At 46.0% G+C, this 23,183-nt stretch carries 24 protein-coding genes; 4 read left to right on the top strand and 20 right to left on the bottom strand.

Going from position 1 to position 23,183, the window contains the following annotated elements; all coding sequences use genetic code 11:
• Nucleotides 1-130 precede the first annotated feature (130 nt).
• From yxeI to M1D69_RS00990, 4 genes are all read right to left on the bottom strand, one after another.
• Nucleotides 131-1,117 carry a penicillin V amidase gene (gene yxeI, locus M1D69_RS01005; RefSeq protein WP_458104868.1) on the bottom strand — a complete coding sequence of 329 codons (987 nt, stop codon included), beginning with the start codon at nucleotides 1,115-1,117 and terminating at the stop codon, nucleotides 131-133.
• Nucleotides 1,118-1,267: 150 nt separating this feature from the next.
• Nucleotides 1,268-2,080 (bottom strand): sugar-phosphatase, encoded by an 813-nt coding sequence (yidA, locus tag M1D69_RS01000; protein ID WP_458104869.1) that lies wholly within the window; start codon nucleotides 2,078-2,080, stop codon nucleotides 1,268-1,270.
• A 39-nt stretch (nucleotides 2,081-2,119) separates the two neighbouring features.
• Nucleotides 2,120-2,680 (bottom strand): hypothetical protein, encoded by a 561-nt coding sequence (locus M1D69_RS00995; RefSeq protein WP_458104870.1) that lies wholly within the window; start codon nucleotides 2,678-2,680, stop codon nucleotides 2,120-2,122.
• Complete coding sequence (locus M1D69_RS00990) at nucleotides 2,670-3,092, bottom strand: DUF3255 family protein (protein WP_458104871.1); 423 nt, start codon at nucleotides 3,090-3,092, stop codon at nucleotides 2,670-2,672. Before M1D69_RS00990 ends, M1D69_RS00995 begins: the two co-directional genes overlap by 11 nt.
• Before the next feature lie 104 nt (nucleotides 3,093-3,196).
• On the opposite strand from M1D69_RS00990, the gene cotNE reads away from it, so the two are divergent.
• A complete protein-coding gene (cotNE, locus tag M1D69_RS00985) occupies nucleotides 3,197-3,562 on the top strand; it encodes an inner spore coat protein CotNE (RefSeq protein WP_044160076.1) in 366 nt (121 codons plus the stop codon).
• 246 nt (nucleotides 3,563-3,808) lie between these two features.
• Nucleotides 3,809-4,162 (top strand): hypothetical protein, encoded by a 354-nt coding sequence (locus M1D69_RS00980; RefSeq protein WP_044160077.1) that lies wholly within the window; start codon nucleotides 3,809-3,811, stop codon nucleotides 4,160-4,162.
• A 43-nt stretch (nucleotides 4,163-4,205) separates the two neighbouring features.
• Here M1D69_RS00980 and M1D69_RS00975 read toward each other — a convergent pair whose 3' ends face one another.
• The gene (locus tag M1D69_RS00975) at nucleotides 4,206-4,604 is read right to left on the bottom strand and encodes a hypothetical protein (RefSeq protein WP_458104872.1); all 399 of its coding nucleotides are present in this window, start codon (nucleotides 4,602-4,604) and stop codon (nucleotides 4,206-4,208) included.
• 173 nt (nucleotides 4,605-4,777) lie between these two features.
• On the opposite strand from M1D69_RS00975, the gene M1D69_RS00970 reads away from it, so the two are divergent.
• Nucleotides 4,778-5,743, top strand: a complete 966-nt coding sequence (locus tag M1D69_RS00970) for an iron-hydroxamate ABC transporter substrate-binding protein (RefSeq protein WP_458104873.1) — start codon at nucleotides 4,778-4,780, stop codon at nucleotides 5,741-5,743.
• 44 nt (nucleotides 5,744-5,787) lie between these two features.
• Here M1D69_RS00970 and M1D69_RS00965 read toward each other — a convergent pair whose 3' ends face one another.
• From M1D69_RS00965 to iolA, 15 genes are all read right to left on the bottom strand, one after another.
• Complete coding sequence (locus tag M1D69_RS00965) at nucleotides 5,788-6,135, bottom strand: YxeA family protein (RefSeq protein WP_458104874.1); 348 nt, start codon at nucleotides 6,133-6,135, stop codon at nucleotides 5,788-5,790.
• Nucleotides 6,136-6,148: 13 nt separating this feature from the next.
• Nucleotides 6,149-8,017, bottom strand: coding sequence for an ABC transporter permease YxdM (gene yxdM / locus M1D69_RS00960; RefSeq protein WP_458104875.1), 1,869 nt, complete (start codon nucleotides 8,015-8,017; stop codon nucleotides 6,149-6,151).
• The gene (yxdL, locus tag M1D69_RS00955; protein ID WP_458104876.1) at nucleotides 7,992-8,765 is read right to left on the bottom strand and encodes an ABC transporter ATP-binding protein YxdL; all 774 of its coding nucleotides are present in this window, start codon (nucleotides 8,763-8,765) and stop codon (nucleotides 7,992-7,994) included. The genes yxdM and yxdL overlap by 26 nt, the downstream gene beginning before the upstream one ends.
• A 143-nt stretch (nucleotides 8,766-8,908) precedes the next feature.
• Nucleotides 8,909-9,886, bottom strand: a complete 978-nt coding sequence (gene yxdK, locus M1D69_RS00950) for a two-component system sensor histidine kinase YxdK (RefSeq protein WP_458104877.1) — start codon at nucleotides 9,884-9,886, stop codon at nucleotides 8,909-8,911.
• Complete coding sequence (yxdJ, locus tag M1D69_RS00945; protein WP_202646787.1) at nucleotides 9,883-10,572, bottom strand: two-component system response regulator YxdJ; 690 nt, start codon at nucleotides 10,570-10,572, stop codon at nucleotides 9,883-9,885. The genes yxdK and yxdJ overlap by 4 nt, the downstream gene beginning before the upstream one ends.
• Before the next feature lie 107 nt (nucleotides 10,573-10,679).
• Nucleotides 10,680-11,552 (bottom strand): 6-phospho-5-dehydro-2-deoxy-D-gluconate aldolase, encoded by an 873-nt coding sequence (gene iolJ / locus M1D69_RS00940; protein ID WP_014115768.1) that lies wholly within the window; start codon nucleotides 11,550-11,552, stop codon nucleotides 10,680-10,682.
• A gap of 20 nt (nucleotides 11,553-11,572) precedes the next feature.
• Nucleotides 11,573-12,409: a 2-keto-myo-inositol isomerase gene (iolI, locus tag M1D69_RS00935; protein WP_458104878.1), complete on the bottom strand. Its 837-nt coding sequence runs from the start codon at nucleotides 12,407-12,409 to the stop codon at nucleotides 11,573-11,575.
• Between the two features lie 86 nt (nucleotides 12,410-12,495).
• Nucleotides 12,496-13,365 (bottom strand): sugar phosphate isomerase/epimerase family protein, encoded by an 870-nt coding sequence (locus M1D69_RS00930; RefSeq protein WP_458104879.1) that lies wholly within the window; start codon nucleotides 13,363-13,365, stop codon nucleotides 12,496-12,498.
• A gap of 21 nt (nucleotides 13,366-13,386) precedes the next feature.
• Nucleotides 13,387-14,421 carry a bifunctional inositol 2-dehydrogenase/D-chiro-inositol 1-dehydrogenase gene (gene iolG / locus M1D69_RS00925; RefSeq protein ID WP_458104880.1) on the bottom strand — a complete coding sequence of 345 codons (1,035 nt, stop codon included), beginning with the start codon at nucleotides 14,419-14,421 and terminating at the stop codon, nucleotides 13,387-13,389.
• A gap of 22 nt (nucleotides 14,422-14,443) precedes the next feature.
• A complete protein-coding gene (gene iolF / locus M1D69_RS00920; RefSeq protein ID WP_458104881.1) occupies nucleotides 14,444-15,763 on the bottom strand; it encodes a myo-inositol transporter IolF in 1,320 nt (439 codons plus the stop codon).
• A gap of 14 nt (nucleotides 15,764-15,777) precedes the next feature.
• Nucleotides 15,778-16,671 (bottom strand): myo-inosose-2 dehydratase, encoded by an 894-nt coding sequence (iolE, locus tag M1D69_RS00915; RefSeq protein ID WP_193660673.1) that lies wholly within the window; start codon nucleotides 16,669-16,671, stop codon nucleotides 15,778-15,780.
• A gap of 15 nt (nucleotides 16,672-16,686) precedes the next feature.
• Nucleotides 16,687-18,600, bottom strand: coding sequence for a 3D-(3,5/4)-trihydroxycyclohexane-1,2-dione acylhydrolase (decyclizing) (gene iolD, locus M1D69_RS00910; protein ID WP_458104882.1), 1,914 nt, complete (start codon nucleotides 18,598-18,600; stop codon nucleotides 16,687-16,689).
• 32 nt (nucleotides 18,601-18,632) lie between these two features.
• Entirely contained in the window at nucleotides 18,633-19,610 is a 978-nt protein-coding gene (iolC, locus tag M1D69_RS00905; protein WP_458104883.1) for a 5-dehydro-2-deoxygluconokinase, read from the bottom strand.
• Nucleotides 19,611-19,633: 23 nt separating this feature from the next.
• Nucleotides 19,634-20,449, bottom strand: coding sequence for a 5-deoxy-glucuronate isomerase (iolB, locus tag M1D69_RS00900; RefSeq protein WP_458104884.1), 816 nt, complete (start codon nucleotides 20,447-20,449; stop codon nucleotides 19,634-19,636).
• 74 nt (nucleotides 20,450-20,523) lie between these two features.
• Complete coding sequence (gene iolA / locus M1D69_RS00895) at nucleotides 20,524-21,987, bottom strand: methylmalonate-semialdehyde dehydrogenase (RefSeq protein WP_458104885.1); 1,464 nt, start codon at nucleotides 21,985-21,987, stop codon at nucleotides 20,524-20,526.
• A 408-nt stretch (nucleotides 21,988-22,395) separates the two neighbouring features.
• Between iolA and iolR the strand changes: the two genes are divergently transcribed.
• Nucleotides 22,396-23,151, top strand: a complete 756-nt coding sequence (iolR, locus tag M1D69_RS00890) for a myo-inositol utilization transcriptional regulator IolR (protein WP_024123450.1) — start codon at nucleotides 22,396-22,398, stop codon at nucleotides 23,149-23,151.
• The last annotated feature ends 32 nt before the right edge of the window (nucleotides 23,152-23,183 follow it).

The raw sequence follows: 23,183 nt of genomic DNA, 5'->3' as shown, positions 1-23,183 counted from the left end.
ACGATTTCGCCATTTCCATTGCCTTTTCTTTCGCTTTTAGCAAACTGCCTACCCATACAAACGCCGTAACGATCGTATAAAAAAAACAGCTGACTCCGGATTCAAACCGGGATCAGCTGAGTGATGTGAATTAATTAAGCTCATGAATACTTTCTTCTGCTTTAGCGGAAAACACTTTAGGCTCCAAACAGTCAAGGTCTTCATGAAATAAATTTACTTTTTGGATTTGCCGATTGTCATAGTGGTGGAAATAGTAGTTTCCCGTGTCGTTGCACATCACGGAAGTATATTGCGTATAATGAATTTCGTCTTTTTCCGTTATCACTGCGCCCTTGGGTATCGTCATATTTGCCAAAATTTGAAAAGCGGCTGCTACACCTTTCGTTTCATCGGCCGCCGGCTCTAGGTGTTCTTTCAAATAAACAGCTCTGACAAACCGGGAAGGCGGTGTATAATCCCCCGGCAGACCTACAGTTCCTAAGCCTTGGCCAAAAGCGGAAAGGGCTAATCCGCCCATCTCTTTGCTCTCTAATTGCTTCGGTCTGATTCCTGTATATTGCTGCAGATTGGTTACATGCCATGTAAAGTCGGGGCTGTTCGTCATGACACCAGGCTGATTGTCATAGACGTTGAGGCCATCTGCTCTCGGTTCTATCGTCAGGCTGCGTCCCGTCCGGTCTGACAATATCCAGTGAAGCGGTAAAACCGTATCCAATAGATCTAATTTTTTCTCTGCAATCGTTAAAGATCGAATCTTTTCTTTCACGTCATCCAAAGACTTACAGACTGACAGCGCCCATGTCACAAACTCATGCGGGGCAATGTGTACGGTGTTTTCCCGTATCGTTTTTTCGTACTCCGCATAGCCCGGAAAATAAAGTGCAGCACACGATAAACCGTTTTCATTAACGCCGTCTGCAAATAAAATATTTCCAAGTTTTCTCCCCATACCGATAAATGCGTACTGTGTCTGATGGGCCTTTCCGTCAGCTTCACTACTCCAGCTGTAACGGCGCGGATAGAGAATAACCTCTGTCCCCAGCTGAAATGCAAAATCCATTGTTCTCGCTAATACATGTTTACGGTCAGCGGTTTCCAATGTAAGACTTGTGCACATCTGATCAGTCCCCTTTTCAATTCAGATTAATATCATACATATTGTGAACGAATTGGTTTTATCAGCATAACGAAAGTCAAATCGATTCGTCAAAGAATTGACATTATATCAATAAAACGAAAAAATCCAGCCTTTAAAAGGCTGGATTTATTATTTAGCCAAAACAAGCTCGTGAATCGCATGCGCAACGCCATGTTCATTATTGGAGCGCGTTTGAAAGTTTGCGGCCTCAAGCACTTCCGGAATGGCGTTTGCCATAGCAACGCCGCAGCCGGCCCATTCGATCATTGTCAGATCGTTGCCGTTGTCGCCTATGCTCATGACCTCCGCCTGCTCAATTCCGAGCAGATTCGCCAGCTGACGCACAGCATTTCCTTTGCTTGCTTCCGGATGCAGAATTTCGTAAAAGAAAGGAGCGCTTCTGACCATCGTATACTTTTCTCTCACGTCTTTCGGTATCGATGTAATGACTTCGCTTAAGTGCTCTGGTTTATCAATAAACATCACTTTCGGAATGAGAATGTCTTTAGGCATCTCCTCAATCTTGCGGTAATGAAGCGGCACCTGTGTCACGTACGACTCATATACGGTAAATTCACTGATATCGCGGTTAGGTGTATACAGGTTGGCTGAGTCGAAAAAGTGCATCGGTGTCTTCAGCTCTAAGCTCAGATCATATAATGATGCCAAATCATCATATCCCAGAGACAATTCCGTCACCACTTCTTTTGTATGCGTATTTTGAACAAGCGCCCCATTATAGGCAATGACGTAGTCGCCTTCCTCAATTAAATTGAGTTCATCTAAGTATCTCCGAACACCTCCGATAGGCCGGCCGGTGCACAGGACAATTTTTACCCCTTCCGCTTTTGCGGCATGCAGCGCGTCGCGGACCTCCGCCGTCACTTCATGATGATCATTTAAAAGTGTTCCGTCCATATCAATTGCTATTAATTTGTACATCCTGCATCTCCTTCGTGTCGTTTTCAGGCTATAGTCCCATCATATCGTTTTTTCTTTTTGATATTCAACTGAAAGCGATGATTTTCTCCTGTTTCTGTTTAGTCGTCTGCCTTGTCTCCGGATCCGCGAGCGCGGCTTTCGCTTTGGTTCTTCACCCTTTTCGCCGCTTTCTGCTTGTTTCTGTTTCATCAGCAGGAAGCCGGCAGCTAAAAATGGAATACCCGTGATATTTAAGATTGCAAGCTTCACACCCGCCGCCGTCAAAAAATATGCCCATGAAGATGAAGGATTCCGTCTGATCATCACATAAGCAGCCATTTCCAGAACAATCATGACCGCATGAAGCACTAAACAATAGATAAGCAATGCAATCACAAAAAACAGAACATAATTCACCAAGGCGCCCGAGTACATCATAGAACGCAGCATTTGCATAAACGATAACGACTGCATCGTTCCGTTTATGACATTCGGATTGTAGATCGTATAGTCACTAAATAAATGTTTGATTTTAAGAAAAGCCCATAATACCAACAACCACTGAATGATATGTAAAATAAGGCCTGTTAACACCAGTCTTTCCGCTTTTTTATTTCTCATGTTTCTCCTCCTTGCGGGCCTTTGACTCGATTCTTGTCATCGTTTTTTCCTGGCCATTTTGCTCCCATATCAACGTCCCGTCTTTCTCTCTTTTCAGTTTGCTTTTGAGCGGATAATAGGAGCCAAGGTACTGGATCTCGATGGACCCGTCAGCGCTTTGAGATATCACCTTGTATTCCATAAAGGGCAGCTGCACCTCTCCTCTCCCTTCAATCACCTCCGTCTCCAGCACCTTGTCTTTGGTAAATGTGACCGTTGCTGATTTCACGCCATCCACTGGACCGGGGATAATGCCCTCATCCCAAGTTCCGTAATAAAACGGCGTCTCGTCTTTTGGCTGCTGACAGCCCGAAATGATGAGACATACAGCAGACAGGAACACAATAACAGGTCCTTTTCTGCTCAGCGTCATCACCGTCCTTTCTTACTTTTTTAGGCGAATGCCGTGTCACTGTGCCAATGACTACATAGATTATAAGGAATTCACCCACATTTCTTTTTAAGGAGATTGATTACATGAACCCTTATCAATATTACAGCCCGCAGCTCCCTCAGCAGGAACCCTACTATAGCCAATATGAATACAATCCATATCCGGAGCAGGATGTATACCAGCCATACCAGACGGACAGACAGCCGGCATTGGAAAGAAGAATCGCTGCTCTTGAACGGCAAAACGAACAGCAGACAAGAGAATTAACCCGTCTGTCGAATGAGGATCGCCGTCAAAACCGGGAAATTGCAAGATTGGCCGATCAGGTCAATCAGCTAAGCCAGACTGTTGAACGCCATACACGCCGCTTAAACCGGCTCAATCAGCGCCTCCGCGCCGTAGAAAACAGATTAAATATCCCATTTACTGCGGGCGAAGGCGGTTTCTGAAGCAAGAAAAGAAAAAAGCGGAATACGATTCTCCAGATGTCGGAGTTTCGTTTTCCGCTATTCTTATGTGCAGAGCGGGACATTTACATAAAAAGGGTTTTTACAAGTATACAACCTTTGCCGAATTCATTCAAAGATAGAGGGGGTAAGGAAAATAATTGCAGTTCCCCTTTTGCAGAATTTCTTTTGGTTCGGGTCGCATGATAATACCGACAAATGTCAATTGAACACATGGAGGGTTTATACATGCACAATACGCAACACAGCCTGCAGCAGCTGAACCAGTGCCGCCAGACAGCTCAGCAGCTTATTCAGCAAACACAGCAAAGCAGCAACCAATATCGCCAAATGCTTCATCAGGAGCAGCAAAACATCCAAATGCTGCAACAGATTCTAAACCACGAACAACAAGCTGCACATACCATTCAGCAAGCGTTGCATGGACATGACACAGCCATTCAAAAGTGCCAGCAGGTTGTCAACATGTGCAACCAAATGCAGCAGGAACTTACTGGACAATCCAGCGTGATGAATACGAATGTGTCTACACTTCCATTCGGCCAACAAACGCCATTCCAGCAGCATACCTATCAGCAGTAGCATATAAAAAGCTCAACACAATGTTTAGTGTTGAGCTTTTTTCTTACCGTTCTTTGCGAATATGTATATCTTGAATAGACTGTTTCGGCGCATGAAATCTGCTCTCGGCTTCACTTCTTGCCTCAGCAAAGGCCCGTGCCTCCACATTGTCTTTGTAGACATCCAGCTGAATCAGATACAGCGGACGCACTTTAAAACCGTGAATAATCGTCACAGCCCACAACGGGAGCACAATAAGCAATCCGGGCGGATCAGGCAGCACGAAAGCAAACGCAAATACGAAAAAATAAATGATTGCGTACATGATCCACTTTTTATTTCTAACCTTGATGCCAATAAATAAAAAGGCAAAAAAACTGGTAATGGCAAAAGGCATGAAAATAAACAGCATCCACCAGCTATGCAGCCATTCCCATGCGGCACCTCTTTTTGTGATTTCCATATTTTCATCCTCCTATTTACCTATAATAATCGATTAAGAATACCGCGTCACTTGTCTAACAAAAACTTTCTCCTATTAAAATAGTGATAGACGGGGCACAGGTTTCTTGCTATATTATAATTGATAATGATAATCATTACTAATGAATCAACATACATATTGGAGGGTTCTTGATGAAAAAGAACACATTGCTCGTTGGCATGCTTGTGCTGCTTCTCATGTTTGCCAGCGCTTGCAGCGGCACGGCTTCGAAAGGAAGCTCAGGTGATTCAGCTTCCGAAAAGACAGAAATGAGAACATACAAATCAACAAATGGGAATGTCAAAATACCCGCACACCCTAAACGCATCGTTACTGATTTTTATGCTGGGGAATTGCTGTCTGTCGGGGCGAATGTGGTCGGCTCGGGCTCATGGTCATTTGATAATCCGTTTTTAAAATCAAAGCTGAAAGAGGTAAAGGATGTCGGTGATCCGATCAGCGTTGAAAAAGTGATGGAGCTTCAGCCTGACTTAATTGTTGTCATGAATGAAGAGAATGTTGATAAATTAAAGAAAATCGCTCCAACCGTTGTCGTTCCTTATAACACCGCGAAAAACGTAGAAGACACAGTCAGCATGTTCGGGGATATCGCCGGAGCGAAAGACAAAGCAAAATCATTTATGGGTGACTTTAACAAAAAAGCGGAAGCAGCCAAAAAGAAAATTGCCGGCGTCATCGACAAGGATACGACTTTCGGTATTTATGAAAATACGGACAAGGGCGAATTCTGGGTGTTCAATGACAATGGCGGTCGCGGTGGCCAAGCTGTATACAATGCGCTCGGGTTAAAAGCGCCTGAAAAAATTGAACAAGATGTCATCAAAAAAGGAGAAATGAAACAGCTCTCTCAAGAGGTTATTCCTGAGTATGCCGCAGATTATATGTTCATTACGGACTACAACCCGAAAGGCGAAAGCAAAACACTCGACAAGCTGGAGAATTCCTCCATTTGGAAGAATTTAGACGCTGTCAAACATAATCGCGTGTTTATCAATGACTTTGACACATTTTATCCGTACGATCCGATTTCTGTCAGCAAACAGGTGGATATCATCGCCGACATGCTGATTAAACGGGTCGAAGAAAATAAGAAGTAAAGAAAAAGGCACAGTCATGAGGGGGACTGTGCCTTTTTTATGATTCATTTTAATGCTGACTGTACGGAGTCCGGCATATCTTCAAACCTGACTTCCTCCCAGGTCTCGACATACTTTCCTTTTGCCTTCACCTTCAAATACGCGTTCTTCCGAAGGTCTTTACCGGCGAAAAAGGTCACTTCTTCTTTTTTTCCGGATGCATTGTATCCGTCTAATGTATACTCAGTACCGCCTGGGCTAAGATGTTTGCCATCTCGATCAATCTGCACATAGACATCTTGCTGGTGAATAAACGGATTAAATCTGTCTGTAACATCGTTATGAAAAAAGAGAAGCCCGCATATGACGGCAGCAGCCGCCAAGACGGCCAGGATTGCCATTGCTTTTTTCATCTTTGCACGCCCCTTACTTGTTCATTTTTTTCAAATAGCTTGACCGCACCGCGAGGAAGAAAAGAAGCTGAAAAAGGAAAAACCCTCCGATGGTGAGACTGAGCGGTCCCGCTACATCGGAATAGCCATCCACGGCCAATGTTCTCAAGGCAAACAGCGTATGCATAACAGCAATGACAAATGGAAAGAAGAAAAGAATCGCCAATTGTATCGTCACGCTTTGTGCCATTTCACGCTCACTCAGGCCGATTTTGGCCAGCGAACGGTAGCGCTCCCGGTCTTCATCTAAATCAGTGAACAGCCTGAAATATAAGAAACTTGCTGCCGCGACAAAGAATACAATTGCGATAAACAGGCCGATAAATAAACTCAGGCTCGGCAGCTGCACCGTATCATAGTAGGTGCCGGCTTTTGCCATAAAATCAGAATGCACATCAATATAGTTGCCGTAAATCTCATTTTTCAAGGATTGGCTGATCCCAAGACTGTCTTTCCAATGATCGTAGCTGTAGCCGTATAATGACGCTTGATCACCGAGTGATTTAAGCTGATCAAAGGTTTGATCGTTCACCGCGATGATGGCATTCAATGAGATCAGCGGTTTTTTGACTTCTTTCACTGACAATTTTTGTCCGGACGGCTTGCCTTTTTGGTTCAGCAGCTTCAGCTGATCCGGCGCTTGGTTTTTGAAATTGCGGTCATACGTACTCGGAAAAAAGACAGCCTCATCATGTTTCAGGCCGTTCAGATTGACATGGAAGTATTTTGATACATCCGATTCGCTGATCATGTAAACAGGCGGGACAGTTTCTCCTTCTTGATAGCGAACATAAGAAACATCTATTTCGTCTTTCTTATACGTAAAGCCGTGTGTTTTCAGTTCATGGTCAATATCTTTCAAATGAGTCTGTTCTTTTGGATTGTTGCTGTAGGATAAATACTCCATTTCATAAGCGGACTCTTCCGCTCCGACGGTCGATTTGTACATGGCGAGCACGCCTGTCGCAGTAAACGCAACCGCGGAAATAATGCTGACAATAAAGAACAGGCGGGCGTTGTCTTTTAAACGATAGACAAGATCAGAAACCCAAATGACATTTTTCCCGCGCAAATAAAAGGTTTTCCACTTCTTCAGCGCTCGCAGAATCCAGATGCTGCTTTGGCTGAAAAAGAAATACGTTCCGATGACGGTGAGCAGTAAAATGATAAACGGCTCGGCCCCGTGGACATTGCCTTTAAGGACCATGCCGTACCCGCCGCACAGACAGGCGATGCCGAATAAGGACAGTAGCACGGACGGCTTTGGCTCCGGCTTAATCTTGTCAGTGCCCTTTATTAATTTGATAACCGAATTTGATCTGACAAAAAGGATCGTAAACTGGGATAAAAGGAAAAATAAGAGCAGAAATCCGCCAGCCGTAATACCGAGCGCTTTCCAAGGCATATACAAAGGCAGCGCGTCCATTTCTAAAATATAAGCGCCGACCGTAAAGAACGTCTTTGAAAAAATGAATCCTCCGATAATGCCGGCTGCAATTGACATGACGCCGATGATCATATTTTCCGCCGTAATGAGCTTTCTCAGCTGCCCCGGCGTGATGCCCTGCATGAGCAGGATGCCGAATTCTTTATTTCTCGATTTCAAAAATGCGTTAACCGAATACAGAACAAATAAGAAAGAAAAAACAAAGATCATCCATTCCGCGGCGGTTAATCCTTTTTTGGCGATGTTATTCAGATAGCCTTCCTTTAATGCCGGATGAAACAGGAACATCGCAAAGGTAAAGAAAATCAACACGGAAAAGGCGCTGCTTAAAAAGAATGCAAGATAAGCCCTTTTGTTTCTCGTGACGTTTTTATAAGCGAACTGAAGAAAGGTCATTTGCGTTTCCCCCCAGCATAGACAGCACATCAAGAATTTGTTCATAAAATACTTGGCGGTTTTCCCCGCGGTAAATCTCATTAAACAGTTCGCCGTCTTTTATAAAGATGACGCGGCGGCAGTAGCTTGCCGCAACAGGATCGTGGGTCACCATCAAAGCCGTGACATGATCATCCTGATTCAGGCTCTGCATCGTTTCCATGACGTCTTTTGACGCTTTGGAATCAAGGTTTCCCGTCGGTTCATCGGCCAGGATGAGTGACGGCTTATGAATGACCGCTCTAGCGATGGCGGCCCGCTGGCGCTGGCCTCCGGACACTTCAAACGTCCGTTTGTTGAGCAGGTCTTCAATTCCGAGCTTTGTCGCGATGCCTTGCAGTTTTTCTTCCATGACAGACGGCGCTTCTTTTTCAAGCGTTAACGGCAGCATGATATTTTCACCGATCGTCAGCGTGTCCAGAAGGTTGAAATCCTGAAACACAAATCCGAGCTGCTTGCGGCGGAAATGAGCGAGCTTTGTCCGCTTCAGCCGGTGCGGGTTTTCTCCGTGAATCAGGATATCGCCTGAATCCGGCCTGTCGATCGTTGAAATGATATTCAAAAGTGTTGTTTTTCCTGACCCGGACGGTCCCATCACCGCCGTGAACCCGCCTTCTTCTATTGAAAACGAAATTTGTTTTAAAGCTTGATAGGACACTTGTCCTTTATAGGTTTTATTAATATGTTTGACTTCAAGCATATTCGCCATGAGAATCCTCCTTATGGTTTTATTCTTGCTGGTCTGGGCTGCTTTCATGTAGTGCCGGGGCGTTCAACATAAAAATCCCCTTGACATAAATCCATGTTATCAAGGGGAAACAAAGCGGGCTATGTTGTTTTCTTAACGCAGCCTTACATTTTTGTAAGAAATGAAAATCGAACTGATGTCCCTTCACCGGGAGACGAGCTGATGTCCACCGTATGATTGAGCTTATCTGTAATTTCTTTGACGAGATGGAGGCCGATTCCCGTAGATTCTTGGTAACGCCGCCCGTTTTCACCGGTGTAATAAGGGTCAAACACCCGCTTGATGTCTTGCGAGGGAATCCCGACACCGTAATCTTTGACTTCAAGCACCGTCCTGTCTTCATCGCGGGAGACATTCAGCTCAAGTCTGTCACTCTTGCCCGCTGAATACTTGACCGCATTTGTGACCACTTGGCCGATCGCAAATTTGAGCCATTTGGCATCAGTGTAAATCTGATGATCATCGCAAATGTTCATTTTCGGATAGATGCGGTATTGAATAAAAAATCGTTTATAGCTTTGAATGACTGATTGGAGAAGCTCGGACAGGGAAACCGCTTCGATTTTAAAATCCCGTTCAAACAGGTCGAGCCTTGATGAATAAAGAAGCGTCTCCAGCCCGAATTCAATCTGCCGGACTTCTTTTTTGATTTGTTCAAAAACAGACTCATCCTCTTCCTGAATGATTAAATTAATGACCGACAGCGGCGTCTTTACTTGATGCACCCATTGATTCATATACGTCACCCGCGCGTCAAGCTTGGCTTCGGTCTCATGGAGCTTCTGGTGCTGCAGCCGGATCAGCTCCATCTGCTTTTCATACAGCTCTGAACAAAACACTGAAGAACCGAGATACGGGATGTCCGTCCCTTCCTGTCCTGAACTGAGCCAATGATACACGCCGCGGTCTTTGTACCAGCGATAGGCAAGATACCCCGCCAAAATAAGAAGCTGCACGCCCAATATGTAAAACAAGTGGGAAAAAGAATGAAGACCCGCAAACCAGTAATAAAAGAAGACAAACAGCCCTTGAAGGAGAAAAAGCAGAATCAGCACGGCATGAGACCGGAGAAACAGCTTCATGACTGCATCCTCAGCTGGTAGCCTTCGCCCCGCACCGCTTCAATCGAAACAGGCGCATTCAGCTCCCGCAGTTTTTTTCTGAGCCGCGTGATATACACGTTAAGTGTATTATCATCGATGAATATGTCGGTGTCCCACGTCTTTTCCATGAGACGGTCCCGACTCGTCACCTTTTCTCCCCGCTCCAGCAGCACTTCTAAAAGCTTGCTTTCTTTTTTAGAAAGCTCGCTTTTTTCATCCTGAAAACGCAGTTCAAAACGTTCCACAAAGAGCTGGACGCCGGCATATTCAACCACTTTCTCCCCCTGCTTCGCGGCGTACTCCCCGTACGCCCTCCGGATCTGGCTTTTGATTTTCGCCAGCACAATATCATAAGAAAACGGTTTTTCGATATAATCGTCTCCGCCGTTTTCAATCGCCATCACCTGATCCATTTCCCCGCTTCTGGCTGAAATGAAAATGATCGGGCTTGTGGAGTGCTGGCGGATTTGGCGGCACCAATAATAGCCGTCATAGGACGGCAGGTTGATATCAAGCAGCACCACATCAGGCTTTTCTCGCAAAAAGACATCAAGAACAGCCGTGAAATCTGCGGCGACCACGGTTTGGTATCCGTATTTTTCTAGATAATTCTGCAATAGTCCGCGAATGTCTTCACTGTCTTCCACAATCATGATTTTATTCAAACTGAACCACTCCCGTTTCTTACACTGCTGCCATCATCATAATCGTTTCGGGGGTACGGACGCAACACCGCACAAAAAAACCGCCATCTCGGCGGTTTCAGGTCTTTTCAGCCGACCTGCTGCTTAGCTGCTTTACCGGCTGATCCGAACTCTCTCATTTTGCTTCGCACTGTCTCTTCCACAGCTTCAATGCCGGGTGTCATATAGCCGCGCGGTTCGTACAGATCGCTGTTTTCCTGAAACATGCGGCGTGTTTCATCTGTCCAGGCTACCATACATTCCGTATTGATATTGATCTTCGCGTGGCCGAGCGTGATGGCTTTTTTGATCTGATCCTGCGGAATTCCGGATGCCCCGTGAAGAACGAGGGGAATATCAGTCATGCGAGAGATAGCCTCCATTTCCTTAAATCCAAGATTCGGCTCACCCTGATATTTGCCGTGTACAGAGCCGAGGGCGGCGGCCAGCGCGTCGATATTGGTTTCTTTGACGATCCGCTCACATTCCGTGATATCGGCATAGCGTACCCCGCCGACCAGTCCGTCTTCCATTCCGCCGACCGTGCCGACTTCGGCTTCTACTGACACGCCGTGCTTTGCGGCATAATCGGTGACTTCTTTTGTCATCGCGATATTCTCGTCAATCGGCTGATGGGAGCCGTCAATCATCACTGAGCTGAATCCGGCGTCAATGGCCTGTCTGCAGCGTTCCGCACTGCTTCCGTGATCAAGATGAAGCACCACGGGAACGGTAATCGCCATGTCCTCCATTAACGCGCCGACCATGGCGGCAATCGTTTTAAATCCGCCTAAATAGTCGACAAGGCGATCGGAAGCAGCGGCGATGACCGGTGATTGCTCCTTTTGCGCAGCCTGCAAAATCGCCTTCGTCCACTGCAGGCCGTTGATATTAAACTGGCCGACTGCGTATTGCTCCCGCTTTGCATCTTCAAGAAGCTCTTTCATCGATACAAAAGCCATGTCCACCCCTCCTTTATCCATTACATGTTGAAGTATTTTGATACGACATCAACCGTTGTTTTTTTCGCTGTTTGAATGGCTTCCTCAGCACTCAGCTTATAGTATTCAGGCCGGAAGAGCTCAACCGATACAACATCAGAGAAGCCGATTTCCTTGAGGGCTGATAAGTGGGCATCTAAGTCAATCGCACCTTGTCCCGGCCATACACGATCCTCATCGGTTAAAAAGCCGATTGGGAAATCTTCCGTATCGTCGATATGATAGATGAAAATTTTTTTTCCGTCCGCCTGCTTTAAGCTTTCAATATTTGAACCCATTGCATGGAAGTGGAAACTGTCAAGGACAAGCCCGACATTGTCACGATTGACGGTGTTTACGATGTCGTACGCCTGTTCAAATGTATTGACCGTACATTGCGGATGGCCGACAAATTCAAGCGCGATTTTTACGCCATACGGCTCCGCGATATCTGAAAGCTCAGTCAGCACCTCTGCACTGCTCTTTTTGATCTCTTCTTTTACAATCTTCTGCTCAGTCACAAGCGGAACGGCCACCACATATTTCACACCGAGGGTTTTGCAGGTTTCCATCATGCCCTTAAATTCAGCGATGATCTCCTGATAGCCCTTTTCATCACGGTTGTTGAAGAAAACGAGTGCGTTTAAGGCAAGCGGTTTGATGTGATGGGTTTGAAAATACTCCGCAAGCTCAGCCAGCGAATGGTCTTCTAAGTACTCCGGCAGCTTATCCATTGTGCGGATTTCAATATAATCATAGCCATGCTTTTCGCATAGCTCTAAATCCTGTTTAAGATTTGAGTTTTCCAATGTTGTCGCTTCATTAAAACAAAGTTTCATGCCAGATTCCCCCATCTGCGTGTTAGATATGAAGGGAGTTCGGCAGGAAGGCTGTTCGCCATATCCCGCCGAACTCCATGCTCAGCTTATGCCAGACCTAATTCTTCTTTCATTTTTTTAAGCATAAATCGGCTTGATTCATCCGCTCTTTCATCGACCCAAGCAAATACGGCATTCGTCGCAATTCCGTCGAACTTCATCTCTCTCAGCTTTCTGAAAATCGTCTCAAAATCAACCTCGCCTTGGCCAATGTCCAAATGCTGGTGAACCGTTACTTTCGCGTCAGGCGGATTGACGATGTAACGCAGACCATGAGCCGCTTTATGATTATAGGTGTCTGCGAATAAAACATGTGTGAGGCGGTCGCCGGCTTCATCAAACATGGTCTCAATGTCGCCTTTGCCGTCATCATAGAAGAACGTATGCGCAGTCGAGTAGACAAGATTGATCCAATCCTTGTCAAGCGCGCGGATCATATCCATCGCACCTTTGTGCGTTTCGATAAAATCGTATGGGTGGGCTTGAAGATTGAGTTTCATGCCTTCTTTTTCAAAGACTGGCAGAAGCTCATCCATGGATTTGATAAATTTTTCTTCACTTGTTAAAGGATCATATTTTGATCCGCTGAATTCGCTGTTCATCAAATCCACTTCAAGTTCAACCGCAATTTCGATCGCCCTTTTCCAATTGCGCACCGCAGCCTGACGGCGGTCTTCTTCAGGACCCGCCCAGTGGTAAAGAGGAAGGAGCGATGAAAGCTTAACACCTGTATCCCTTAAAAGCCGCTTTAATTGTTTGATCTTTGCTGAATCGACTTTCGGATATTTATAGAATGGACAAAAATCCTCGCGCGGGGAAAGTTCGATATATTCATAGCCAAGCTCCGCCGTTTTATAGACCGTTTCCTCCAACGTTAAATCATCTCGATACATCGATGGATCCAATGCTAATTTCATTTTTTTCACTCCTCCATATTCCTAGTTTTCAACTGTTGTAAAGGATTGATAGAATTCCGGTTTTTCCTTCAATTCAACCTTTTCTTTTTGTCCAGATTCCTGGGCTTTTACACACGCGTCAGTCGTAACGGCAGCAATATAGCCGTCCCATGCCGTCGGCCCGCTGACCTCGCCTTTTTTCTGAATCGAATCAATAAAGTCTTGGATTTCCACATCGTACGCAACCACAAAGCGTCTCTGCCAATCCATCAAAATATCAGTGCTGAATTTGCCTTCTTTTCTCATGCTGATGCTTGATGGTTCAGGAAGCTTGATGACCCCGTCTTCTCCGACGATTTCACATTGAATGTCATAGCCGTATTTACAGTTGACATAGATTTCAGCATTGATGACGATACCGCCTTTTGTTTCAATGACTACGATTTGCGGATCTTTTAAGTGCGGCAGGGCATTTTTTGATTTTTTCGGATAAATGACTTGAACGGACTCGTAGTCATCATTGACGAGCCAGTGCAGCACATCAATTTCATGAACAAGCGTATCAACTACGGCCATATCCGTTGTATAGTTATCTGCTACACTTGGGTTGCGGTGCGCGCAGTGAACCATAAGCGGCTCGCCGATGACATGGTTGTCGAGCGCTTCCTTCAGTTGTACGTAACCGCTGTCATAACGGCGCATGAAGCCGACTTGAACAAGGCGTTTGCCCACTTTCATTTCCTCTTCGACGATGCGCATGCATCCTTCAGCAGTTGTCGCGAGCGGTTTTTCACAGAACACATATTTCTGGGCTTTAATGGCTTTCAGCACGCTCGATTCATGCGCAGGCCCCCAGCTTGTCACTAGGACAGCGTCTACATTTTCATCTGCCAGAAGGCTGTCATCATCAGGATATACTGCTGCGTTTAATTGGTAGTGCTCGACGACGTTTTGTGCGGCTTCTTGATTCACATCCGTTACAGCTACAATTTCTGCGCCGGACAGTTTGTTTGTGATGCGGTTAATGTGTTCTTTTCCGATTGCTCCCGTTCCAATAACACCAATACGTAAACTCATTGACAGCCACTCCCTCTGTTTGTTACATCATTTTGCTTTCAGTTTCTTGCTTTACTTGGCTCCGAGGCGATCCGTAGAGTTCCTCTTGAATTTGTTCAAGCGACTTGCCAGATGTATTCGGCGCGAACAGAAGCCCGATGATCATACTGGCCGTCACACATCCGAGGAGAATTGCAGCCATCGCTCCAATGCCGAAATTGGTCATAATCATTGGGACAAACAGACTCCAAATCCCTATTGAAATACGTACGAGGAAAAACATTAGTCCTTGTGCGGAAGCACGATATTGCGTAGGAAAGATTTCACTGGCCCATAACTGATAGTTGGCTTGCTGCCCTGCTCCGTTATTGATGCCGATCACGACAATAAACAGGAGCAGAATCGGCAGGCCTTCAACCGGCAGCAGAAACAGCGTCCAGCCGATCACCGCCATAAAAGCGGCGATTCCGAAAACGGTTTTTCTATATTGATCTGCAAAGGGCATAAAGATCAGAGCGACCCCAAGGCCGGTAAAGATAAACAGCCCCATTTGCAAAAGATTGGCAATGTTGGCAGATACACCGCCGACCTGCTGATAAATGTATGGCATAAAGAAGCCCATCACACCGGCGGCTAAATTCCAAACCAAGTACACACCCATTAAAAACAGGATGCTTTTTAGATACATTGGCTTGAGCAAATCAAAATACGAGGTTTTATTCAGTACGGCCGGCTTCTCTGCCGCCTGTGTGTCTGCGGGCTGATTTTTCTCCTGCCACGCATCTGACTCCGGAAGCCTGATTCTCAGGATGTACGTAATCAGCGCAATCACAAGCAGATGGGCAAATACGATTTTATTCCCCAAGAGGCCTAAATCACCGACCAGTACGGAGAGAAGCAGCACAACGACTGCACCCGCGGCCCAAGCGACTTGTGCCACACCGCAATGGCGGGCCCGATTTTTCTTTGGCGCATTTTCTGCAATAATGGTCCATGATGCGGTAATGTCAGCTCCCACTGATAAACCGATAATCATGTAACCGCTTAACAACATGGGGAAATTAACCCCAAACAGAACCAAACAAATCCCTAATGCATAAACCAGCATGCTATTGGTATAAACAGCCTTCCGCCCGACTTTATCAGCCAGATACCCTCCAAGCAGGGCGCCGACAGCGGCAGAAATGGCATTTGCGCTTAGCGCGCCGAGCAGCCCGATTTGCGTATCAGATAGCTTTAGATAACTGACCCATAACGATAAACCGGCAGATCCAGCCACAATCGAACCGGCATCAATATAGTTGGCCAACGCTGCCGCGATTGTCCGTTTATTGAAGGCTGAATCCGCATTGGTATGGCCCATATATTCAGTCCCCATTACGCCAAATCCAGCAACTGCTCATCAATATAGTTTCTCGCGATCAATGCATACTCAAGCGGGTTTGCGACATCGGGGTCCTGTTCAGCTTCAATGACAATCCATCCGGAATAATTGTGCTTTAACAGCAGCTGATATACGTCTCTAAAATCAATGCAGCCGTCACCGGGAACCGTAAACATGCCTTGTAAAAACGCTTGCTGAAACGATTTCCCTTCGAGTTTGCATTTTTCCATGACATTCAGCCGGGCATCTTTAAAATGGACATGTTTAATGCGATCGATATGCTTTTTCAGCATGCCCATGTAGTCACCGTCAGAAATATACGCATGGCCCGTATCGTAGAGGAGGTGCACATGTGCAGGGTCTGTCCCCTCCATCAGGCGGTCTACTTCAGCCGCTGTTTGGACGCCGGTGCCGAGATGGTGATGATATACCAGCTTTAAGCCATGCTGATTGGCAATTTTCCCAAGATGATTTAATCCTTCACAAAGCCGTTCCCATTCCTCATCAGTAAAATGCGGCTTCTCTGTGAACACGTTTTTCTCCAGACTTTGCACGCTGTAGGTTTGTTCAGAGACAACTGCGACATCCGCATTGACTTGCTGCAAATACTCACAATGCAGGGTAAATGCCTTCGCCGCTTCACCAAGTCCGTCACGCAAAATAAAACTGCTGAACCATTTTCCCGCAATGCGCAAATTCCGAAGCTTAAGCTCTTTATTAAGAATGGAAGGCTCGGGGAAAAAGCCCCCGACTTCCGTACCTTGAAAACGCGCGACAACAATATCACTTAACAAATGCTGAAGTGTATTTCCCGCTCCGATTTCAGGCATATCATCATTCCGCCACCCAATGGGAGCGATCCCCCACAGGATTTCATGTTTGCCCATCATGGTGCCTCCCCTCTAATACTGCTTAGCAGATTCGAGCATGTTCTCTTTTGCTTCATATGCTTTTTGAACGCTTTCTTGTTCAGATACTTCAGCCACTCCGACATGCCACCAGCTGTCATAGCCGTCCGTCATTGTTTTTGGCAGCACTTTCATTTCAATCAACGTTGATACGTCTTGTTTCTTGGCATCCTCTAACGCCGCTTTTAACTCTTCTACTGTGTTAGCACGGTACGTTTTCGCGCCGTAACCCTCAGCGACTTTCGCGTAATCGACATTCAAGATTTGGTTGTCATCTGTGCGGAACTCACAGTAGTAGCTGCCGCTGCCGTGGTCCATTTGCAGGTTGTTGATACACCCGAATCCTGAGTTGTCAAAGAGCAGCACATTGATCTTCTTGTTATACTGAATCGCCGTGACCAGCTCGGAATGAAGCATCAGGAAGCTGCCGTCTCCGACAATGGAATACACTTCTCTGTCTGGGTGAGCCAATTTAAGCCCCAGTGTGCCGGACACTTCATAGCCCATGCAGGAATATCCGTACTCCAGATGATACGTATTCGGGACATTGGAGTGCCACAAACGCTGCAAATCTCCCGGAAGAGAGCCTGCCGAACAGATAATCACGCTGTCTTCAGGAATGGTCTCGTTAATCGTCAGCAATGCCGTTGTTTGCGGAAGCTCAGTATTCAACGCGTCAGCGTATTCATTTAGAACCTCTTGAGAGAAATGATGTTTGATTTCCGGATCAAATGCTTCCCGTTTAAACGTCACTTTGCTGAGGCGTTCGCGTTCAGCGAGCCATTCGTCCTTCAGCTCCTTAATCGTTGAGCCGAATTCACTCTTATAGCCTTCAAGCAGGCCGTGCAGTTTGCCAAGCGTCACTTTCGCATCCGCTACCACTTGGAACGCATCGAGTTTATACGCCTGCATTCGGCTGACATTGATGTTTAGAAACTTCGCTTTATCAAAATCAAAAGCAGTCTTAGAGGATGTCGCAAAATCCGTATATCTTGTGCCGATGCCAATAATCAAATCAGCTTGGCGGGCCGCTTTATTTGCCGCAAGTGTACCTGTGATGCCCATTCCGCCAAGGTTGTTCGCAAAATCAGCTTCAACTGTCGACTTTCCTGCCTGCGTTTCAACTAACGGAATGTTATACGCTTCAGAAATGGCAACCAATTCATCGCGCGCACCGGAGTATTTTGCGCCTCCGCCTACGAGGATCACAGGGTTTTTGCTGGCTTTAATCAGCTCCGCCGCACCTAGAAGCTCACGCTCGCTCGGCTGCATGCGATCAATATAGTGAACACGTTTGACGAAGAAACTTTCATCGAAATCGTACGCTTCGCCTTCCACATCCTGAGAAATGCAAATGGTCGCCGGACCCGCTTTTGCCGGATTAGTCATGACTTCAAAAGCGCGAAGCAAGCTGCTCATCAGCTGCTCAGGGCGTGTAATGCGATCCCAGTATCTCGATACAGACTTCAATGCATCGTTTGTTGTAACCGCCGCACTGTACTCTTGCTCCATTTGCTGCAGTACAGGGTCGGGCTGTCTTGTCGCAAATGTATCTGCCGGAATGAAGAGCACAGGAATATTATTTGCCAATGCAGTGCCGGCCGCCGCCACTAAGTTGGCCGCTCCCGGTCCGACGGATGTTGAGACCGCGTAAATTTTTCTTCTCAGCATTTGCTTGCTGTACGCCATTGCGGCATGGGCCATTCCCTGTTCATTTTTCCCTTGGTACACTTTTAAATGGCCAGCATCCTGCTCAAGCGCCTGCCCAATCCCTAAAACATTTCCATGACCGAAAATCGTGAAAATCCCTTCTACGAAAGGCTCTTCCTTGCCATCAATATGGATGTACTGCTGGTTTAAGAATGTAATCAGCGCCTGTGCTGTTGTTAAGCGAATTTTCTTCCCCACAAACGATCCCACCTTTACTCGATCTTTTTCAATTATGACTGTGCTTCAATAAGCTGTGCGATTTCATCCGCAGTCGGCATCGCTTCTGACGAACTGTGCTTGCTCACCACAATGGAAGCTGAAGCGCTGCCGTATTTCAATGCCGTTTCGATGTCTTTGCCGCTGACAAGTCCGTAGATAAAGGCCGAAGCATATGAATCACCGGCTCCGAAGGTTTTCAGCACTTTTGTTTTGTACGCTTGGGCGCGGAACACCTCGCCTGATTTGCTGTATGCGTAAGAACCTTCTACGCCGTGTTTGATGACGACGAGGTCGGCTGAATGGTCAAATAAATGATTGACGGATTCTTCATTGCTTCCGCCTGTGCGGTTTTCCATGACATCGAATTCATCCCGTGTTCCGATGACGATATCGGACTGCTCAGCAACCAAAGAATAGTAAACAGCTGTTTCATCGGCTGACTGCCATGTATATGGGCGATAATCCAGTTCGAACACGACTTTTACCTGATGCTTTTTCGCATATTGAACGGCTTTTAACACCGCTTCCCGTGATGGGCTTTTGGCGAGCGCTGTCCCGGACACGAGCAGCATTTTCGCATTTGCGATGTAGTCCTCGCTTACCTCTGAAGGCTCAAGATAAAGATCGGCCACGTCATCGCGGTACATTAAGATGCTGCATTCTTCCGGGCTCAGAATTTCAGTAAATGCGAGACCGGCTTTATGCCCTTCCTTATCAACGATCATTTGCGTTGTGTCTACCCCGGTGTTTCTCATATAGGCCTCTATGAATCTGCCATGCTGGTCATCTGGAATTTTACCGATAAAGCCCGCTTTTAAGCCGAGCTTTGAGCTGCCGATCGCGATATTCGCAGGTGAGCCGCCGACGTATTTCGAAAATGTCATCGTTTCTTCCATTGGGCGGTTGTATTCGACTGCGTTCAGGTCAATACATGCCCGGCCGATGGCAACAATATCAAAGTCCTTCTCTTCATTGAATGTATACTTCATCGTAAACAGCCACTCCTCACTTGTTAGCGTTCTAAAATCCACTCATGAGCCGGATCATTATGAAACTTCCATTTCCGCGTCGGCCCTGCCATGACATTTAAATAGTAGGACGTATATCCGTCCGGAACGCCTACCGGGTGATATCCCGCAGGAATGATGACAACGTTTTCATTTTCCACAGTCATTGTCTCGTCAATGGAGCGGTCATCTGTGTATACGCGCTGAAACACAAAGCCCTGTCCCGGGTCTAACTCATGGTAGTACGTTTCTTCTAAGAAAGATTCTTCCGGCAAGTTGTCTTGATCATGTTTGTGAGGCGGGTAGCTGGACCAGTTGCCGCTGTCTGTATAGACTTCAACTACTAATAGGCTGTTAGCTGAAGGGTCTGAATCCGGAAGAATGTTGTGAACAGTACGTTTGTTTGAAAACTTCCCGCGATGCTCAATGCCATTGTCTTCCGCTTTGATCAGCTTTGTCGGAAGCTGTTTTTCCGATGGAGAGTAGCAAAGCGCCACTCTTGCGTCGCTGACCGCGGTGATCTCAAAGGAACGGTCATTTGAAATATAGACACTGTCTGTCGGCTTTCGTTCAAATACGCTTTCACGTGTGCCGATATTCTCAAAAGTCGACTCATGATCGGTCACTGTAATATTTCCCGTTACCGCCACAATACAGATTTCTTGTTTTTTCAATTCTTCTGCATAGCTGGAACCGGAAGCGATATCTAACACTTTAAACTCTACATAGGTGAGATCAGAGTTGGATTTCGTTACTTCGTGCACCAGCTTGACCCCATTAGACACTTCATTCGACTGCGGCTTACGCAACAAATAACTCATAGTGAAGCCCTCCTCTTTCTATTGGCAGAATGAGTCCGAACAGCGCCCATAGACGCCGTTCGGCTGTTCGTCGTTTAGTTGAAATCAGGTGCCGGGTATCTTGCCGTAACCACTTTTTTACGTGTATAGAAGTCGACGCTGTCTTTTCCGTTCGCGTGCAGCGTTCCAAAGAATGAAGACTTCCAGCCGGAGAATGGGAAGAACGCCATCGGTGCCGGCACACCCAGGTTAATGCCGAGCATCCCCGCGTCAATATTTTCACGGAAGTAGCGGATGGCATTCGAATTGGATGTGAACAGGCAGGCGCCGTTCGCAAATTCAGACTTGTTGGCAATCTCAATGGCTTCTTTCAGGTTTTTCACACGAATGACGGATAGGACAGGAGCAAAGATTTCGTCTTTCCAGATCGTCATCTCTGTTGTGACATTATCGAAGATTGTCGGGCCGACAAAATAGCCGTCGTCAGACACATTTTCACGTCCGTCACAAACGAGTCTCGCGCCTTCTTCCAGCCCTTTTTCAATGTAGCTGAGCGTGCGTTTCTTGTTGTCCTCACGAATAACCGGTCCCAAGAACACGCCGTCATCAAGGCCGTTTCCGATGTTAATCTCAGCGGCTTTTTCTTGAAGCTTCGCCATGAATTCATCAGCGATACCTTCTTCAACTGTCACAACCGCACAAGCCATGCAGCGTTCTCCGGCTGAACCGAAGGCTGCTCCGATGATGTTTGTGATCGTGTCTTCGAGATTCGCATCGTTCAGGACAATCGTGTGGTTTTTTGCGCCTGTCAGAGATTGAACACGTTTTAAATTTTCGCTTCCTTTTTTGTAGACATATTCACCGACCGGCTTTGAGCCTACGAATGAAATCGCTTTAATTTCAGGATGCTCGAGGATGCCATTCACAACGTCATGCGCACCGTATACGACGTTGAAAACACCTTTTGGAAGGCCCGCTTTTTCAAAAAGCTCCACCAATTTCTCTGTTAACAGCGGTGTCCGCTCAGATGGTTTTAAAATAAATGTGTTGCCGAGCGCGATCGCCATCGGGAACATCCAGCAAGGAACCATCATCGGGAAGTTAAATGGTGCGATTCCGCCGACAACTCCAATTGGGTACCGGTAGTTGGCCGCTTCCACATCTGTCGCAATAGAAGCAAGTGAGTCACCCATCATCAGAGAAGGCGCGCCTGCCGCGAACTCAACGTTTTCAATCCCGCGTCCCACTTCCCCCAGAGCTTCTTTTGTGTTTTTGCCGTTTTCGATGGTAATCAGATGAGCAAGTTCTTCTTTATGCTGAGACAGCAGCTGCTGGAAGTTAAATAGAATTCTTGCACGGCGCGGAACCGCCACTTTCGACCATCTTTTAAATGCCTCACCCGCTGTTTGAGCCGCGTAATCAATATCTTCTTTTGTAGAGATCGGCACTTGGCACAGCACTTCTTTCGTAGCCGGATTGATAACGTCTTCATATTGATCTGTTTTGCTTTCAACCCATTCACCGTTGATATAGTTTTTTAATTTTCTGATTTCTGCCATTCTTATTGCCTCCTTCATTAGTAAACACATACACTTGTATGGATGGTTCAGGATAGATTCATAAGATAACAATTAAACGCTTTCAAAAAAACCAAAAAAATCAATGGTTAGATACACTTTTTATGTAAGCAACCATATCATCACTGAAATCACACACAACAGGTTACTTCTTGGTCATTTCTTGGTTATATTCTAATCGTATAATACCCATAAGTCAATCATAAACACTACATTTTTTCATTATCTTTATTATATTAATCTTTTCATCAATGAAGAGAGGTAAGAGAAGTCCGGCGAATCTTGCAAAAGATACATACCAATGTTATCATTTTTTAAGCAACTATTGATTAACTTTTGGTTTTTATTATATATTTACATTACTTTAAGAATCAAGAAGGAGTTTTTTGTATGAAACTGATGCGGATACAGGAAATGGAGGAGTACATTTTATCACATGGCACTGTTTCCTTAGATGAGCTGTGCCAGGTTTTCAATGTTTCGAAAAACACAGTCAGACGCGATATCAACAAGCTGACGGAAAAGGGTGCGATCGAAAAAGTATACGGCGGCGTAACATCAATTGAGAAAACCGCACTTGTTCCTTTTGAGAATCGCACCATCCAGCACCAAGATGAGAAAACAAAAATTGCCCATTATGCTTCCCGGTTTATTGAAGATCATGACTTAATCTTCATTGACTCAGGAACAACCACAAAATCGATTCTCGATACGCTTGATCCGAACAAAAATGTCACCATTTTAACCAACAGCTTGGACATTATCAATGCGGCATCTGCTATGAAGAATATCAACTTAATCATTATCGGAAACAACTATAAAAGAAAAACACGCTCCTTTGTCGGCATGGACGATCCGGGCACTTTGGAGAAGTACAATATCAATAAAGCCTTTATGTCCGCAACCGGAACAACACTGACACACGGACTGACCAATTCAGACCTGCTCGAGTATGACATTAAAAAGAGGATTTCTGAAAAAGCGAAAGAAGTGTATTTATTGGCCGACCATTCCAAATTCGGAAAATCAACGCTGCTGACCTATGCGCCGTTTGACAGGCTGCATTGCATTGTGACCTCTCAGCCATTAGACGACGAGTACACACAGTACTGCCATGAGCACCAAATCGGCATTCATCTGGCCTAACGTTTACAATAGTGTTGAGAGTCTTTCATCCA

This window comes from Bacillus sp. PK3-037 (assembly GCF_054161355.1).
The sequence above is the reverse complement of the archived record's forward strand: the minus strand, read 5'-3'. Positions and strand labels throughout refer to the sequence as shown.